Source organism: Streptomyces sp. bgisy100 (assembly GCF_057709105.1).
Genome location: NZ_JBYITE010000028.1, coordinates 52783 through 68881 on the forward strand (window position 1 = coordinate 52783; position 16099 = coordinate 68881).

At 73.7% G+C, this 16099-nt stretch carries 11 protein-coding genes; 6 read left to right on the forward strand and 5 right to left on the reverse strand.

The features are described from left to right. Positions 1-292 precede the first annotated feature (292 nt). From AC3EQ1_RS19425 to AC3EQ1_RS19440, 4 genes are read left to right on the forward strand one after another with little or no spacing between them, the layout of a single operon-like run. Positions 293-1837 (forward strand): ABC transporter substrate-binding protein, encoded by a 1545-nt coding sequence (locus AC3EQ1_RS19425; RefSeq protein WP_432095587.1) that lies wholly within the window; start codon positions 293-295, stop codon positions 1835-1837. Further along, entirely contained in the window at positions 1834-2784 is a 951-nt protein-coding gene (locus AC3EQ1_RS19430; RefSeq protein WP_432095588.1) for an ABC transporter permease, read from the forward strand. Before AC3EQ1_RS19425 ends, AC3EQ1_RS19430 begins: the two co-directional genes overlap by 4 nt. After that, positions 2781-3713 carry an ABC transporter permease gene (locus AC3EQ1_RS19435; RefSeq protein ID WP_432095589.1) on the forward strand — a complete coding sequence of 311 codons (933 nt, stop codon included), beginning with the start codon at positions 2781-2783 and terminating at the stop codon, positions 3711-3713. The genes AC3EQ1_RS19430 and AC3EQ1_RS19435 overlap by 4 nt, the downstream gene beginning before the upstream one ends. After that, positions 3710-5272 carry an ABC transporter ATP-binding protein gene (locus AC3EQ1_RS19440; RefSeq protein ID WP_432095590.1) on the forward strand — a complete coding sequence of 521 codons (1563 nt, stop codon included), beginning with the start codon at positions 3710-3712 and terminating at the stop codon, positions 5270-5272. Before AC3EQ1_RS19435 ends, AC3EQ1_RS19440 begins: the two co-directional genes overlap by 4 nt. Here the strand turns inward: AC3EQ1_RS19440 and AC3EQ1_RS19445 are convergent. Next, on the reverse strand, positions 5250-7775 hold the full coding sequence (locus tag AC3EQ1_RS19445; protein ID WP_432095591.1) for a DEAD/DEAH box helicase: 2526 nt from the start codon (positions 7773-7775) through the stop codon (positions 5250-5252). The genes AC3EQ1_RS19440 and AC3EQ1_RS19445 overlap by 23 nt on opposite strands. Positions 7776-7891: 116 nt before the next feature. Here AC3EQ1_RS19445 and AC3EQ1_RS19450 point away from each other — a divergent pair, with 116 nt between their 5' ends. Continuing rightward, positions 7892-8683, forward strand: coding sequence for a metal-dependent hydrolase (locus AC3EQ1_RS19450; protein WP_432095592.1), 792 nt, complete (start codon positions 7892-7894; stop codon positions 8681-8683). A gap of 152 nt (positions 8684-8835) precedes the next feature. Here AC3EQ1_RS19450 and AC3EQ1_RS19455 read toward each other — a convergent pair whose 3' ends face one another. Then, positions 8836-10617, reverse strand: a complete 1782-nt coding sequence (locus tag AC3EQ1_RS19455) for an ABC transporter ATP-binding protein (RefSeq protein WP_432095593.1) — start codon at positions 10615-10617, stop codon at positions 8836-8838. Further along, entirely contained in the window at positions 10614-12620 is a 2007-nt protein-coding gene (locus AC3EQ1_RS19460; RefSeq protein ID WP_432095616.1) for an ABC transporter transmembrane domain-containing protein, read from the reverse strand. The genes AC3EQ1_RS19455 and AC3EQ1_RS19460 overlap by 4 nt, the downstream gene beginning before the upstream one ends. Before the next feature lie 204 nt (positions 12621-12824). On the opposite strand from AC3EQ1_RS19460, the gene AC3EQ1_RS19465 reads away from it, so the two are divergent. Beyond that, positions 12825-13559 carry a L,D-transpeptidase family protein gene (locus tag AC3EQ1_RS19465; protein ID WP_432095594.1) on the forward strand — a complete coding sequence of 245 codons (735 nt, stop codon included), beginning with the start codon at positions 12825-12827 and terminating at the stop codon, positions 13557-13559. 213 nt (positions 13560-13772) lie between these two features. Here the strand turns inward: AC3EQ1_RS19465 and AC3EQ1_RS19470 are convergent, their stop codons facing one another. Further along, positions 13773-15209, reverse strand: a complete 1437-nt coding sequence (locus AC3EQ1_RS19470) for a Gfo/Idh/MocA family protein (protein ID WP_432095595.1) — start codon at positions 15207-15209, stop codon at positions 13773-13775. A gap of 347 nt (positions 15210-15556) precedes the next feature. Beyond that, on the reverse strand, positions 15557-16030 hold the full coding sequence (locus AC3EQ1_RS19475; protein WP_432095596.1) for a MarR family winged helix-turn-helix transcriptional regulator: 474 nt from the start codon (positions 16028-16030) through the stop codon (positions 15557-15559). Between the last annotated feature and the right edge of the window lie 69 nt (positions 16031-16099).

Consider the following 16099-nt stretch of genomic DNA (forward strand, 5'->3'; position numbering starts at 1 on the left):
CGCCGCGCCGATGTCGCCAACGCATCGCGCGCTTGCGCCGCCTCCGCCCGGCGCCCCCGCGCCGCCGACGCGCGAAGCCGACCCGCCCCCGAGCCGGGCCCGATACCGCCCCGAGCCCGATACCCGACCCGCTCCCTCTAACCACCCCGAGCCCCGTGGCTCCCCTCCCGACCCAGGACGGACGACAGTGACCGAACCCCGCCCCGGCTGCTTCCCCTCCGCTGCCCCCTCCTCGACCGCCCCCTCCTCCACTGAGCCCTCTTCCGCCGGCTCCTCCTCCGGCGATTCCGCCATGACCCGGCGCCGAGCGCTCGCCGCCGGCTCCGGTGCCGCCGCGGCCCTCGCCCTCGCCGGCTGCGCCACCGGCCCCGGTGCCGATTCCGGTTCCGCCGACGGCGGCAGGCCGCGGCGCGGCGGGCGGCTCCGTGCCGCGTTCGCCGGCGGCGGCGCAGCCGAATCGCTCGACCCCCACCTGGGCAGCCTGTTCGTCGACGCGGCCCGGGCCAAGGCCCTGTTCGACAAGCTCGCCGACTTCGGGGCCGACATGACGGCCCGGCCGCGGCTGGCCGAACACTGGGAGCCGCACGGCGGGCTCGACCGCTGGCGGGTCACGCTCCGCACGGCTCACTGGCACGACGGCAAGCCGGTCACCGCGCGGGACGTGCTCCACAGCTACCGCCGGATCGCCGACCCCGACCGGGCGTTCCGCGCGAAGGCCTCCCTGGAGCCCATCGACCTCGACGCCAGCCGCGCCGTGGACGACCGGACCGTGGAGTTCCGGCTCAAGCGGTCGTTCGCCGAATTCCCCAACGTGCTGGCCGCGTTCGGCGCGTACATCGTGCCGGAGGGAGCCGACCGCTTCGAGGAGCCGGTGGGCTCCGGACCGTTCCGCTTCGTCTCCTTCCGGCCCGGCCGCTCCCTCGTTGTCAAGCGCTTCGACGACTACTGGGAGGGCGCCCCCCACCTGGCCGAGCTGGAGTTCGTCATCGCCGGCGAGGAGTCGGCCCGCGTCAACGCCCTCCTCGGCTGCCAGGTCGAGTACGCGCACGAGCTGAACCCCACCACGGCCCGCGCCCACGAGAACGGCGGACAGATCCGGATCGTCCGGATGCGGAACAGCGCCATGCAGGCGTTCGCCATGAAGACCGACCGGGCCCCCTTCGACGACCGGCGGGTCCGCGAGGCGTTCTTCCTCATCGCCGACCGCGAGGAACTGGTGCGGGGGGCGCTCTCCGGCGCCGGGGAGGTCGGCAACGACCTGTTCGGCAAGGGCTACCGCTACTACGCCACGGGCCTGCCGCAGCGCGAACAGGACCTGAAGCGCGCCCGCAAGCTGCTGCGCGAGGCGGGGCACGGCCGGCTCACCGTCACCCTCGACACCTCCCCGGTCGCCACCGGCTTCCCGGAGGCCGCCGAGATCTTCAAGGACCAGGCCGCCCGGGCCGGCGTCACGGTGCGGATCGCCGTCGGCGACAAGGACACCTACTGGAACGACATCCTCGAATCCGGCACCTTCTGCTGCTACCGCTCGGGCGCCATGCCCATCGAGTCCCATGTCTCCCAGCGGCTGCTCAGCGACTCCACCACCAACGCGACGCACTGGAAGCACCGGGACTTCGACGCTCTCTACCAGCAGATCCAGTCGACCCGGGACGAAGGGGAGCGGACCGCGCTCTACGCCCGGATGCAGCGCCGGCTGCACGCCGAAGGCGGCTTTCTCGTCTGGGGATTCGCCGACTGGATCGTCGGGACGGCCCGCACCGTGCGCGGGGTACGGGCCGACGCCCCCGCCAACACCCTCGACTGGGCACGCTTCGACACGGTGTGGCTCGCGTGAGCACCGGCCGCACCTGGCTGCCGCGGCGGCTGGTGCTGGGCGGCATCCAGATCGCTGGCGTCGTCCTGCTCGTCTTCCTGCTCACCGAGGCGCTGCCCGGGGACGCGGCCGTCACGCTCGCCGGGGACCACCCCGACCCCGAGCGCATCGCGCGGATCCGGGAGACCCTGGAGCTCGACCGCCCCGCCGTCGAACGCTTCCTCGACTGGGCGGGCGGGCTGCTCCAGGGCGACCTGGGACGCTCACTGGTCTCCGGCCGGCCGGTGGCCGACGCCCTCGCGGCGGGCACCGGCCCCACCCTGCTGCTGGCCTTCTGCGCGCTGCTGCTGATCGTCCCCGTGGCCACCGGACTCGGGGTGCTGGCCGCGCGGCACGAAGGCGGCCGGGTGGACCGGGCGATCAGCGCCGGCACGCTGGGCGTCCACGCCGTCCCCGAATTCGCCCTCGGCGTGCTGCTCGTCGCCGTGTTCGCCCTCGGACTCGGCTGGCTGCCCCCGACCGCACTCGGCGCCGGATCGCTGCTCGGCCGGCCCGCCGTCCTCGTCCTGCCCGTGCTGGTGCTGCTCGCCCGCCCGGTGTGCTCGATCAGCCGGCTGGTGCGGGCCGGGATGATCGAGGCGATGGCCTCGCCGTACGTCGCGCAGGCCCGGCGGTACGGGCTCACCGGGGCCCGGGTCCGGTACGCGCACGCGCTGCCCAACGCGGTGGCGCCCGCGGTGCAGCAACTCGCCCGCACCTGCGACTGGCTGCTGTCCGGAGTGATCGTCGTGGAGGCGCTGTTCGTGATACCGGGGCTGGGCACGGTGCTGGTGGACGCCGTCGCCGCCCGGGACCTCCCGGTGATGCAGGGACTCGCCGTGGTGTTCGGCGTCGTCACCGTCACGCTGAACCTGGCGGCGGACGTGGTCGTGCACCGGCTCGCACCCCGATCGGAGGCCGCCGCATGACCCCCGGCACCAACGTCTCGTCCGCCGGACGGGCCGGCGAGGATCCCGGCCGGTCCGGCACCCGACGTGCCCGGCTCGTCCGTCGCCCCGCCGCGCTGCCCGCCCGCGCCGGACTCGGCCTCGTGCTGCTCGCGGTACCACTGCTGCTCGCCCTCGCAGGCCCCTGGTTCGCCGGTGAACCGGGCCCCCGCGCCGCGTCGTTCACCCTGGGCGGCGGACACTGGCTCGGCACCGACGTCACCGGGGACGACGTGTGGCGGCAGGTGCTCCTCGGCGGACGGTCGGTGGTGCTGATCGCCCTCGCGGCCACCGCACTCACCTATCTGGTCGCGGTGCCCACCGGGCTCACCGCCGCGCTCACCCGCCGGTCCTGGCTGGAGGAGCTGCTGATGCGCCCGCTGGACATCGTCCTCGCCGTGCCGTCCCTGCTGCTTCTGCTGCTGGTCGCCGCGCTGTTCGCGCCCGGCGCGGCCGGACTCGCACTGATCGTGGCCGGTATCGCCGTGCCCGACACCACCCGGATGGTGCGCGCCGCCGCCACCTCGGTGGCCGCCCGCCCGGCCGTGGAGGCGCTGCGCATGCAGGGCGAGAGCCGGCTGCGGATCGCCCTCGGCCACGTGGGGCGGGCCATCGGCCGCACCCTGGCCGCGGACGCCGGGGTACGGCTCACCGGCGCGCTGTACCTGGTCGCCACCGCTGCCTTCCTGGGGGTGGGCGTCACCCCCGGGGCGCCCGACTGGGCGGTGATGGTCGACCGCAACCGCACCGGACTCGCCGTCCAGCCCTGGGCGGTGACCGTTCCCGCCCTGCTCGTCGTCGCGCTGTCCATGGGCGCCAACCTGCTCTTCGACGCCGTACTCGCCCACCGGAGGAAACCCCATGACCGAGCCCGTCGCAGCCGTGCTTGCCCACCGGAGGGAACCCCATGACCGAGCCCGTCGCACGGATTGAGGACCTCCGGGTCGGGGCCGGCGGCCGGACGCTGGTCGACGGGGTGAGCCTCACCGTGCTCCCCGGCCGCTGCACCGCCCTCGTCGGGCCCTCCGGCAGCGGCAAGACCACCACGGGGCTCGCGCTCCTCGGCGAGTACCCGGCGGGTGCGCACGTCACCGGGCGGGTGGACGTCCCCGACGGCCGCGCCGGATACGTCCCACAGCACCCGGCCGCCGCGCTCAACCCCGCCCGCCGGGCCGGCGCGCTGCTGGGCGACATCGCCCGGCGTACCCCCGGCACCCGCGCCGAGCGCACGGCGCGGGTCGCCGAAGCGCTGCGGCTCGCCCAGCTCCCCGACCCGGACACCGTGCTGCGGCGCTTCCCGCACCAGCTCTCGGGCGGCCAGCAGCAGCGGGTCGTCCTCGCCCAGGCGCTGCTCTCCGGCGCCCGGGTGGTCGTCGCCGACGAGCCCACGACCGGCCAGGACGCGCTGACCAAACGGCGGATGGCGGCCGAACTGCGGGAGCTGCGGGCCCGGGGCATCGGGCTGCTGCTTCTCAGCCACGACCTCGACCTGGTCCGTGAACTGGCCGACGACGTCGTGGTGCTGCGGAACGGCCGCGCGGTCGAGTCGGGCACCGCGGAACAGGTCCTCACCTCCCCCCGGCACCCGGCCGCCCGCGCGCTGCTCGCCCGGGACGCGGCACCGGTCCCCGAGCCCGCGCGGTCACCCGGGGCGGGGGACCGTGCAGGGGAAGGCGGCGCGCCGTGTCTGGAAGCCGTCGCGGTGCGGGCCTGGCACGGCGGGCGCCGTACCGGCGCCGTCGTGCTGCGGGACGCCTCGGTCGCCGTCGCCGCGGGCGCGTGCCTGGCCGTGGTGGGGCGTTCCGGCTCCGGCAAGACCACCCTCGCCCGCTGCCTCGCCGGACTGCACCGCGGCTGGTCGGGCCGCGTCCTCCTGGACGGCCGCCCGCTGCCGCGCAGCCTGCGCGGCCGGAGCCGGGAGCAACTGGCCGCCGTGCAGTACGTCTTCCAGGATGCGCACGCCGCCTTCGACCCGTACCGGACCGTGCTGGACCAGGTCTCCCGCACCGCGGTGCGGCTGCGCGGCGCCACCGCCGACGCCGCGCGGGCCGAGGCGCTGGCGCTCCTCGCCGGGCTGGGGCTCCCGGCGGAGACCGCCCGGCGCAGGCCGGCGGGCCTCTCCGGCGGTGAGCTCCAACGGGCCGCGCTGGCCCGTGCCCTGCTGGCCCGTCCCCGGGTCCTCGTCTGCGACGAGATCACCTCCGGCCTGGACACCGTCACCCGGCACTCCATCGGTGAACTGCTGCGACGGCAACGGGACGAGGCGGGCACCGCCCTGGTGCTCGTCACCCACGACCTGGCGGTGGCCAACGCTCTCGCCGACACGGTCGCCGTCGTGGAGGCGGGCCGGGTGGTGGAACAGGGGCGGGCGGATCAGCTGTGGTCCGCCCCCGCCCACCCCTTCACCCGGGAACTGCTGGCCGCGGCGCACGGCCCCGGAGGGACCGTCAGAGCTGCCCCACGGAGGTGACCCGGACGACCGCGCGGCCCTCCTCGTCGGAGGCCGCGAGGTCCACCTCCGCGCTGATGCCCCAGTCGTGGTCGCCGTTCGGGTCGGCGAAGGTCTGCCGCACCTTCCACAGCCCGTGCTCCGGCTGCTCCTCGATCAGCAGCAGCTTGGGGCCGCGCGCGTCCGGTCCGGTCCCCAGGTCCTCGTACTCGTCCCAGTACGCGTCCATGGCCTCGCCCCAGCGGTCCTCGTCCCAGCCGGAGTCGGCGTCCATGTCGCCCAGTTCGCCGACCTTGTCCAGCGCGGCCAGCTCCACCCGGCGGAACATCGCGTTGCGCACCAGCACCCGGAAGGCGCGGGCGTTGGCGGTGACCGGGCGGACCTGGTCGGCGCGCTCCTGCGCCTCCTCCGCGCTCTCCTCCTCCGGGTTGGCCAGCTGCTCCCACTCGTCGAGGAGGCTGGAGTCGACCTGCCGGACCATCTCCGCCAGCCAGGCCACCAGGTCCTGGAAGTCGTCCGACTTCAGGTCGTCGGGGACGGTGTGCTCCAGGGCCTTGTACGAGCTCGCGAGGTAGCGCAGCACGATGCCCTCGGTCCGGGCGAGCTCGTAGAACGCGGTGAACTCGGTGAAGGTCATGGCCCGCTCGTACATGTCGCGGATCACGGACTTCGGGGACAGCGGGTGGTCGCCGACCCACGGGTGGCTCTTGCGGTAGATCCCGTAGGCGTGGAGGAGCAGCTCCTCCAGCGGCTTGGGGTACATGACCTCCTGCAGCCGCTCCATCCGGTCCTCGTACTCGACGCCGTCCGCCTTCATCTGCTGGACGGCCTCGCCGCGCGCCTTGTTCTGCTGCGCCGCCAGGATCTGCCGCGGGTCGTCGAGCGTGGACTCCACGACCGACACCATGTCCAGGGCGTACGACGGCGACTCCGGGTCGAGCAGCTCGAAGGCGGCGAGCGCGAACGTCGACAGCGGCTGGTTGAGCGCGAAGTCCGACTGCAGGTCCACCGTCAGCCGGACGATCCGGCCCTGGGCGTCCGGCTCGGCCAGCCGCTCCACGACCCCGCCGTCCAGCAGCGACCGGTAGATCGCGATGGCCCGCCGGATGTGCCGCAGCTGGGAGCGGCGGTCCTCGTGGTTGTCCTCCAGCAGCCGCCGCATCGCCTCGAAGGCGTTGCCGGGCCGGGCGATCACCGACAGCAGCATCGCGTGGGTGACCCGGAAGCGGGAGGTCAGCGGCTCCGGATCGGACCCGATCAGCTTCTCGAAGGTGTTCTGACCCCAGTTGACGAAGCCCTCCGGGGCCTTCTTCCGCACGACCTTGCGGCGCTTCTTGGGGTCGTCGCCCGCCTTGGCGAGCGCCTTCTCGTTCTCGATCACGTGCTCCGGGGCCTGCGCGACGACGAAGCCCGCCGTGTCGAAGCCCGCCCGGCCGGCCCGGCCCGCGATCTGGTGGAACTCCCGGGCCCGCAGGGTGCGCACCCGGGTGCCGTCGTACTTCGTCAGCGCGGTGAACAGCACCGTACGGATGGGGACGTTCACCCCCACGCCCAGGGTGTCCGTACCGCAGATCACCTTCAGCAGCCCGGCCTGCGCCAGCCGTTCCACCAGCCTGCGGTACTTCGGCAGCATTCCGGCGTGGTGCACACCGATCCCGTGCCGCACATAGCGCGAGAGGTTGCGGCCGAACTTGGTGGTGAACCGGAAGTTTCCGATCAGCGCGGCGATCTCGTCCTTCTCCTGGCGCGAGCACATGTTGATGCTCATCAGCGCCTGGGCCCGCTCCACCGCGGCGGCCTGGGTGAAGTGCACGATGTAGACGGGCGCCTGCTGGGTCTGGAGCAGCTCCGTCAACGTCTCGGTGAGCGGCGTCGTGCGGTACTCGTACGACAGCGGCACCGGCCGGGTCGCGGACCGGACGACCGACGTGGGACGGCCGGTCCGCCGGGTGATGTCCTCCTCGAACCGGGACATGTCGCCGAGCGTGGCCGACATCAGGACGAACTGCGCCTGCGGCAGCTCCAGCAGCGGGATCTGCCACGCCCAGCCGCGGTCCGGCTCGGCGTAGAAGTGGAACTCGTCCATCACGACCTGGCCGATGTCGGCGTCCTTGCCGTCCCGCAGCGCGATCGACGCCAGCACCTCGGCCGTGCAGCAGATCACCGGGGCGTCCGCGTTGACCGACGCGTCACCGGTCAGCATGCCCACGTTCTCGGTGCCGAACAGCTTGCAGAGCTCGAAGAACTTCTCCGACACCAGCGCCTTGATCGGCGCTGTGTAGAAGGTCACCTGATCGTTGGCGAGCGCGGTGAAATGCGCCCCGGCCGCAACCAGACTCTTACCGGAACCCGTCGGTGTGGACAGGATCACGTTCGCCCCGGAGACCACCTCGATCAGCGCCTCCTCCTGGGCGGGGTAGAGGGAGATACCCCGCTCCTCGGCCCACGTCGAGAACGCTTCGAAGAGGGCATCGGGGTCGGCGTCGTTCGGCAGATGATCGATAAGGGTGGTCACGCCCTCCATACTGCCTGCCCCCGGCCCGGATCGGGGAACCGGCCGCGTGGACGAAGATCGCGGAGGATACGCTGAGCCGCCGACGAGGCGTCAGCGCAACAACACCAAAGGGGTGGGGAACGACCATGATGGGACCGGCGCATTCGCTGTCGGGAGCCGCAGCCTGGCTGGGGGTGGGAGCGGCAGCCGCGGCGGCCGGATATCCGATGCCCTGGCCCGTACTGGTCGTCGGCGCCTTCGTCTGCGCGGGCGCGGCCCTCGCCCCCGACCTCGACCACAAGGCGGCGACGATATCCCGGGCCTTCGGGCCCGTCTCGCGCGTCCTGTGCGAAGTGATCGACAAGATCTCCTACTCCGTCTACAAGGCGACCCGCACCTCGGTGGACCCCCGCCGCTCCGGCGGCCACCGCACGCTCACCCACACCTGGGTCTGGGCCGTGCTCATCGGCGCCGGTGCCTCCGTGCTCGCCATGACCGGTGGCCGCTGGGCCGTCCTGGGCCTGCTCTTCGTCCACATGGTGCTCGCCGTCGAGGGCCTGCTGTGGCGGGCCGCCCGGGTCTCCAGCGACATCCTGGTCTGGCTGCTCGGCGCGACCAGCGCCTGGATCCTCGCGGACATTCTGCACAAACCCGGCAACGGCGCCGACTGGCTGTTCACCGCCCCGGGCCTGGAGTACCTCTGGCTCGGCCTGCCGATCATCCTCGGGGCGCTGGTCCACGACATCGGCGACGCCCTGACCGTCTCCGGCTGCCCGATCCTCTGGCCGATCCCCATCGCGGGGAAGCGCTGGTACGCGCTCGGGCCCCCGAAGGCGATGCGCTTCCGGGCCGGCAGCTGGGTCGAGCTGAAGGTCCTGATGCCCGTGTTCATGGTGCTCGGCGGCATCGGGGGCCTCGGGGCACTGAACTTCATCTGACGGGCCCCAGGTGCGGACCGGCCTCCGGAGTGCCCCGAGGCGCCCCGCCGCGGCCCGGGACGGAAACGCTTCCGTCCCGGGCCGCGGGCGTGTCCGGGGCGCCGACCGCGCGGAGGGCAGGGCTGCACCCCGGCCCGCGACGGCGCCCGGCATCAGCCGTGCCAGGACCGCCACAGCGCCGCGTACGCCCCGTCCGCCGCCACCAGCGCGTCATGCCGGCCCAGCTCACTGATCCGCCCGTCCTCCACGACGGCGATCACGTCCGCGTCGTGCGCGGTGTGCAGCCGGTGCGCGATGGCCACCACCGTACGGCCGTCCAGCACACGTGCGAGCGACCGCTCCAGATGCCGGGCGGCCCGCGGGTCCAGCAGCGAGGTCGCCTCGTCCAGCACCAGCGTGTGCGGATCGGCCAGCACCAGCCGGGCCAGCGCGATCTGCTGCGCCTGTGCCGGGGTCAGTGCCACCCCGCCCGAACCGACCTCGGTGTCCAGACCCCGCTCCAGCGCCGTCGCCCAGCCCGTGGCGTCCACCGCGCCGAGCGCCGCCCACAGCTCCGCGTCCCCCGCGTCCGTCCGGGCCAGCCGCAGGTTGTCCCGGAGCGAGCCGACGAAGACATGGTGTTCCTGGTTGACCAGGGCCACCTGTTCACGCACCCGCTCCGCCGGCATCCGGGCCAGCTCCGCGCCGCCCAGCGTGACCTCCCCGGCCCGGGCGGCGTAGATGCCCGCCAGCAGCCGGCCCAGAGTGGACTTCCCCGCTCCGGACGGGCCGACCAGAGCCAGCCGGGTCCCCGGGGGAACCTCCAGCGACACCCCGTGCAGCACGTCGTCGCCCTCCCGGTAGCCGAAACGCACCGCGTCCGCCCGCACGGCCCGACCCGCGGGCACCACCCGCGGGTCGCCCGCCCCGGGTTCGATCTCCCGGACCCCGACCAGCCGGGCCAGCGACACCTGGGCGATCTGGAGCTCGTCGTACCAGCGCAGGATCATGCCGACCGGCTCGGCCAGCATCTGGGCGAGCAGCGCGCCGGTCGTCAGCTCGCCGACGCTCATCCACCCCTGGAGGACGAAGCTGCCGCCGATCATCAGGACTCCGCCGAGGATCAGCACGTAGAAGGCGTTGACCACCGGGAACAGGACGGAGCGCAGCCAGAGCGTATACCGCTCCCATGCGGTCCACTGTCGGATCCGCAGCTCCGACAGGCCCACCCGGCGGGCGCCGAGCCGGTGCGCCTCGATGGTCCGCCCGGCGTCCACGGTCTCGGTGAGCACCGCCGCGACAGCCGCGTACCCGGCGGTCTCGGAACGGTAGGCGGCCGGTGCCCGCCGGAAGTACCAGCGGCACCCGACCACCAGCACCGGCAACGCCGCCAGCACCGCGAGCGCCAGCGGCGGCGCCGTCACCGTCAGGGCGCCGAGCAGCAGCCCCGCCCACACCACGGCGACGGCGAGTTGGGGTACGGCCTCCCGCATCGCGTTCGCCAGCCGGTCGATGTCGGTGGTGATCCGGGAGAGCAGATCGCCGGTCCCGGCCCGCTCCAGCACGCTCGGCGGCAGCCCCACCGACCGGACGAGGAAGTCCTCCCGCAGATCGGCGAGCATCTCCTCGCCGAGCACCGCGCCCCGCAGCCGCACCTGCCGGACGAACACGGTCTGCACCGCCAGCGCGACCGCGAACAGCGCGACCACGCGCCCGACGTGGAGCTCCCGCGCGCCGCGGGCCAGGTCGTCGACCAGCCCGCCCAGCAGATAGGGGCCGACCACGGACGCGACCACGGCGACCGCGTTCACCGCCAGCAGCACGGCGAAGGCACGGCGATGCCGCCGCAGCAGGCCGGTCACATAGCCGCGCACCGTGGCGGCCGAGGCCACCGGCAGGATCTCCACCGACTCCGATGCCGCCGGGTCGTACCCGGGCGGGGCGACGCCGATCATGCGCTCTCCTCCTCGATCTGTTCGCGTGCCGTGCCACCGGACAAGGACGCGGACGGGCGGCTGTGCGTCGGACCTGGCCGGAAGAGTCCATTCGCCGGGACGGCGCCGTCGTGAACGTCGCCCGGTGGCGGGTCCGCTGCGTCCCCGGTGCGCGGAACGGCGGCCTCCTCCTCCGGTTCCCGGGTCACCACCGCGCGGTAGTCGGGGGTGGTGCGCAGCAGTTCGCGGTGGGTCCCGACCGCCGTCACCGTGCCCTCGTGGACGAGGACCACCCGCTCCGCCCGGCCCAGGAGCAGCGGGCTCGAACTGAACACCACCGTCGTGCGGTCCTTCCGCAGGCCGCGCAGCCCGTCGGCGATCCGTGCCTCGGTGTGCGAGTCCACGGCGCTCGTCGGCTCGTCCAGCACCAGCACCTCCGGGTCGGCCATCAGCGACCGCGCCAGCGCCAGCCGCTGTCGCTGCCCGCCGGACAGCGACCGGCCCCGCTCGGTGATCCGGGCCCGCATCGGATCGCCGGAGCCGTCCGCGCAGGCCCGGCCGAGCGCGTCCAGGACGTCATCGCACTGGGCCGCCGCCAGCGCCTCCGCCGCCGGAACCGCGCCCGACGCGGGGACGTCGAGCAGTTCGGCGAGTGTCCCGGAGAGCAGCACCGGGTCCTTGTCCTGCACCAGCACCGCGGCGCGGGCCCGTTCCAGCGGCAGCGCGTCCAGGGCGGCGCCGCCCAGCAGCGCGGACGGCCCGGCTCCGCCCGCCACGGCGTGCGGGGCGTGCCCGCCGAGCCGGTCCGCGAGCCGCCCGGCCGTGTCCGGGTCGCCGCACACCACCACGGTCAGCAGTCCCGCGGGGGCGAGGAGTCCGCTGCCGGGGTCGTAGAGGTCCCCGCCCGGCACCGCGTCCGCGCCGTCGGCCCCGGTCGGTTCGGCAGTGGCGGACGGTTCAGCGGTGCCGGCCGGTTCAGTGGTGGCGGACGGTTCAGCGGTGCCGGACGGCGCGTCGGCCCCGGGCGGGGTGCGGCGCAGGGCCAGGACCCGGGCCGCCCGCTCGGCCGACGGCCGGGAGAACGCGTAGGCCATCGCGATCTCCTCGAACTGGCGGAGCGGCCAGAGCAGAAAGGTCACGGCGCCGTAGACGGTGACCAGTTCGCCCACCGAGATCCGGCCGTCGAGCGCCAGCCGGGCACCGTGGCCGACCACGGCGATGAGCAGCAGGCCCGGCAGGGCCACCTGGACGGCGCTGATCAGCGCCCACATCCGGGCACTGCGTACCGCGGCCCGCCGCACCTCCTGCGAGGCGTTCCGGTACCGGGTGAGGAACAGGTCCTCACCGCCGATGCCACGCAGCACCCGCAGCCCCGCGACGGTGTCCGAGGCCAGTTCGGTGGCCCGGCCCGCCTTCTCCCGCTGTTCGTCCGCCCGCCGGGCGGCACGCGGCAGCAACGGCAGCACCGACAGCGCCAGTACGGGCAACCCGCAGGCCACGACGATGCCCAGCTCCGGCCGGTACACCAGCAGCCCGGCGCACACCCCCACGGACGCGACCGCGGCCGCGGCGAAGCGGGAGACCCCCTCGACGAACCAGCCGATCTTCTCCACGTCACCGGTCGACACCGCGGTGACCTCCCCGGCCGCGACCTGCCGGGTCAGGGTGGCCCCCAGCTCCGCGGTCCGGCGGGACAGCAGTTGCTGCAACCGCGCCGCCGCGGTGATCCAGTTGGTCACTGCGGCGCGGTGCAGCATCGTGTCGCCGAGCGCGATCAGCACGCCCAGCACTGCCACCAGTCCGCCGCCGAGCGCCAGCCGGCCGCCGGAGCGGTCCACCACGGCCTGCACCGCGAAACCCACGGCGGCCGGGAGCAGGGCCACGCCGGCCATATGGACGATTCCCCAGGCGACGGCCTTGAGCTGACCGCCCACCTGACGTCTGCCGAGCCAGAGCAGGAACCGGGCCCCGGACCGGACGTCGGGCACGCCGGGATCGGTATACGGAAGATCGCGGATCTGCATGACCATCCCGGGCATCGACGGTGGGGGAGAGCTGAAGGTTCGTCCGTCGGGCTCCCCGGAATCAACCGATTTTTTCGGCATCGGCGCATGCGCCCGACGAATGCGCCGGAGGCGCCGGAGCGTGTGGGGCGAGGACCGGCCCCGAAGCGCCGCCCGCCGGAGCGCGCACGCCACACGCTCCCGTCGAGTGCGACCATGTGTTCCATGCGAATTCCGGGGACTCTGCGCACGGTGGCCGCCGTTGCCGGCCTGACCCTGCTGGCCGGCTGCGGCGGCGGGAACAGCGGCAGCGGCGGCAGAAAGCACGACGGCCACGGAGCACGCCCTGCTCCAGCGGCCTCGTCCGTCGACCGCGCCAAGCGCATCCCGGACGTCGGCCCCCGGCTCCGGTCGCGGATCCCGGCGGCGTCCCGGCAGGTCGTCACGGTCCACGGCCGCGGTGCGGACTCGGCCGACGCCACCGTTGTGCTCTGGACCAAGGACGACGGGACGTGGAACCGGACGCGCCAGTGGTCCGGGCACAACGGCAAACGCGGCTGGACCACGGACCATCACGAGGGCGACAAGCGCAGCCCGGTCGGGGTGTTCACCCTCTCCGACGCGGGCGGGGTCCTTCCGGAACCCCGGGGAGCTGCCCTCCCGTACAGCCGCTCGGCCGCGTTCGCCGCCCCCCGCCAGTGGCCCAGGACCCACTGGCACGACTTCGACTACGTCATCGCCATCGACTACAACCGGGTGAAGGGGACGCCGCCCAACGATCCGACCCGGCCGCAGGGACAGTCCAAGGGCGGCAGCATCTGGCTGCATCTGGACCACGGCAGCGGCACCTCGGGCTGTGTGAGCGTGCCCGAGTCGGCCATGCGGTACCTCCTCAGCACCCTGGACCCGGCGCGGCACCCGGTCGTCGTGATGGGGGACGAGGCCCGCCTGAAGGCCTGACGTCCCGAGCCGCCGGCGGTCCACGCGGGCTGCCGGTGCTGCGCCTGCCGGACGCGGGGGATCCCCTTCCGGTGCGCCCCCGGCTCCCGCGTTCCTGCCGCCCCGATCCCGCCCGTACGCCGCCGGGGTCCGAGCCGCCGCAGCTCGCCGGGCGGTGCCCGGTACCGCAGAACGCGGGAGCGGGTCCCGGACACCCGGTCCGGGACCCGGAGTTCACCCCTGCGGCTTCTCGGAATCCATCCCCGGCCGGCTCTCGCGCCACAGCCCCCGGGTGAAGTCGGGGATCTCCTGCGGCGCACCCTTGGCCCGGATCGAGGCATGGCTCAGCGGTACCGGCGCCGTCCACGTCGCCCCGTCGTAGACGTCGAAGTCGGGGACCAGCCCGAGGCGCATGCACTGCACCAGCCGGAACAGCATGATGTAGTCCATCCCGCCGTGGCCGCCGGGCGGGTTGCTGTGCTCCTTCCAGAGCCAGTGGTCCCACTCCGCGTACGCCCCGAAGTCGCCCCAGGTGTCGTCGGACCTCTCCGGCTCCAGATAGATCCGCTCCGGGTAGTCCTCGAAGACGCCCTTGGTGCCGCCGAGCGTGTTCAGCCTGCTGTACGGGTGCGGGTTGGACACGGCGTGCTCCAGCCGGATGACCCGGCCCTTGGCCGTCTGCACCAGGCTGACCGACATGTCGCTGCCGACGTAGCTCTCCTTCCAGCTCGGATCGCCCGCAGGCATGTGCTGTTCCCGGTAGGCGGCGAGCCCCAGGGAGGGGGAGCCGACGGTGCTGATCCGCACGGCGCGGTCGCCCCGGTTGACGTTCATGTAGTTGGCGACGGGCCCGAAGCCGTGGTTGGGGTAGAGATCGCCGCGCAGCCGGGTGTGCCACAGTCGCCGCCACGGCCCCTCGTAGTACGTCGGGGAGAACATCAGCGCCCGCAGGTCGTGGATGTACGCGCCCGCGCCGTGCAGCAGCTCGCCGAAGAGCCCGGCGTGCGCCATCCGCAGCACCCGCATCTCGTTCCGCCCGTAACAGCAGTTCTCCAGCTGCAGGCAGTGCCGCCGGGTGCGCTCGGAGAGGTCGACCAGCTCCCACAGTTCGGCGATCTCCAGAGCCAGCGGGCACTCCACGCCGACGTGCTTGCCGTTGCGCAAGGCCGACCGGGCCATGGCGAAATGGCCGTCCCAGGGCGCGGCGACGTAAACGAAGTCGAGGTCGCCGCGCTCGCACAGCTTCTCGAAGTCGTGCTCTCCCCGGGCATACGCGGCCGGCGCGGGACCGCCGGCGGCCGTCACCTTGGCGACCGCCTTCTCGGTCTTCGCCTTGACCGGGTCGCAGACGGCCACGATCCGCACTCCGGGTATCGCCAGAAAGAGATCGATCATGCTGTCGCCGCGGTTGCCGAGTCCGACGATCCCGACCCGCACCGTGCGGCGGCGCTCGAAGGGCACGCCGATCATGGTCTTCCCCTGGCGTTCCGGCCAGTCGCCGGAGTCCGCGGCGGCGCCGGGCGCGGCGGCCGAGGCGGTCGCCGCGCCGGGACCGCCGAGCCCCAGACCGAGCCCGGCCCCGGCGGCACCGGCGGTCCACAGCACGGAGCGGCGGCTGACCGGGGACGGGATCTCGTCATGGGAGGAAGGGGCGGGTACGGACTCGTTCATCGGACCTCCAGGCAGGCGGATGTGCGCGGCTGGTGCGTGAACCTCGGTCAGGACCCTGCTGCGTGGGGCTGGTGATGCGCAAGAGATCCGAATTGGACTCTCCCGCCGGGCTGATGGACTCCGGTGCGGAGCGGCGGCGGGATCTGGGCGGAGCGTCGGCGGGATTGCGGGGAGCACCGGCGGGATCTGCGGGGCCGTCGGGCAGGATCCACCCCGGGGGTGCGGTGGAAATCCGGAGACGGCCGGCGGCGTCGGGAGCGGTGGGGGGAAACGCGTACCAGCCGTCGTCCGGCAGACGTCTGCGGCCGCAGTGATCCTCCGGCCGAGGGCACTGCAGGACCCGACGGTCAGCAGCGCCAGCCGGTCCCGTTCATCAGGTCGCTCAGCAAGCCGTCGAGCACCTCGCGCTGCTCCGCCGTCAGCGGTGCCAGGATCTCCTCGGCGGCGGCGCGGCGGGCCCTGCGCAACTCCCGGAGCGTCGCCCGGCCGGCGTCGGTGACCTCGATGCGCACCACCCGGCGGTTGGCGGGGTCCGGGACGCGGCGCACCGAACCTCTCGCCTCCAGCGCGTCCACCAGCGTCGTCACCGCGCGCGGCACGACTTCCAGCCGCTCGGCGAGATCGGCCATCCGCGGCGGTTCGGCGAAGTGCGTCACGGCCCGCAGCAGCCGGGACTGCGCGGGGGTCAGCCCCAGCGGCTCCAGGTGCCGCTGCTGTGCGCGGTGCAGCCGCCGGGTGAGCCGCAGGAGCTGTTCGGCGAGGGTGCCGGAGGAGTCGGTGCCGGAGGAGTCGGTACCGGGGCGGTCGGGCGAGGAGGGCATGTCCGCCAGACTATCAGGACCAAGTTCATTGTGAGCTTAGGTAACAATGAGCTAAGCTCTCTTCGGCCA

Bases quoted from the DNA above. Each gene is read 5' to 3' on its own strand.
- AC3EQ1_RS19425 (WP_432095587.1), top strand. From the start codon at position 293: ATGACCCGGCGCCGAGCGCTCGCCGCCGGCTCCGGTGCCGCCGCGGCC.
- AC3EQ1_RS19435 (WP_432095589.1), top strand. From the start codon at position 2,781: ATGACCCCCGGCACCAACGTCTCGTCCGCCGGACGGGCCGGCGAGGAT.
- AC3EQ1_RS19440 (WP_432095590.1), top strand. From the start codon at position 3,710: ATGACCGAGCCCGTCGCACGGATTGAGGACCTCCGGGTCGGGGCCGGC.
- AC3EQ1_RS19445 (WP_432095591.1), bottom strand. From the start codon at position 7,775: ATGGAGGGCGTGACCACCCTTATCGATCATCTGCCGAACGACGCCGAC.
- AC3EQ1_RS19450 (WP_432095592.1), top strand. From the start codon at position 7,892: ATGATGGGACCGGCGCATTCGCTGTCGGGAGCCGCAGCCTGGCTGGGG.
- AC3EQ1_RS19455 (WP_432095593.1), bottom strand. From the start codon at position 10,617: ATGATCGGCGTCGCCCCGCCCGGGTACGACCCGGCGGCATCGGAGTCG.
- AC3EQ1_RS19460 (WP_432095616.1), bottom strand. From the start codon at position 12,620: ATGCAGATCCGCGATCTTCCGTATACCGATCCCGGCGTGCCCGACGTC.
- AC3EQ1_RS19465 (WP_432095594.1), top strand. From the start codon at position 12,825: ATGCGAATTCCGGGGACTCTGCGCACGGTGGCCGCCGTTGCCGGCCTG.
- AC3EQ1_RS19470 (WP_432095595.1), bottom strand. From the start codon at position 15,209: ATGAACGAGTCCGTACCCGCCCCTTCCTCCCATGACGAGATCCCGTCC.
- AC3EQ1_RS19475 (WP_432095596.1), bottom strand. From the start codon at position 16,030: ATGCCCTCCTCGCCCGACCGCCCCGGTACCGACTCCTCCGGCACCGAC.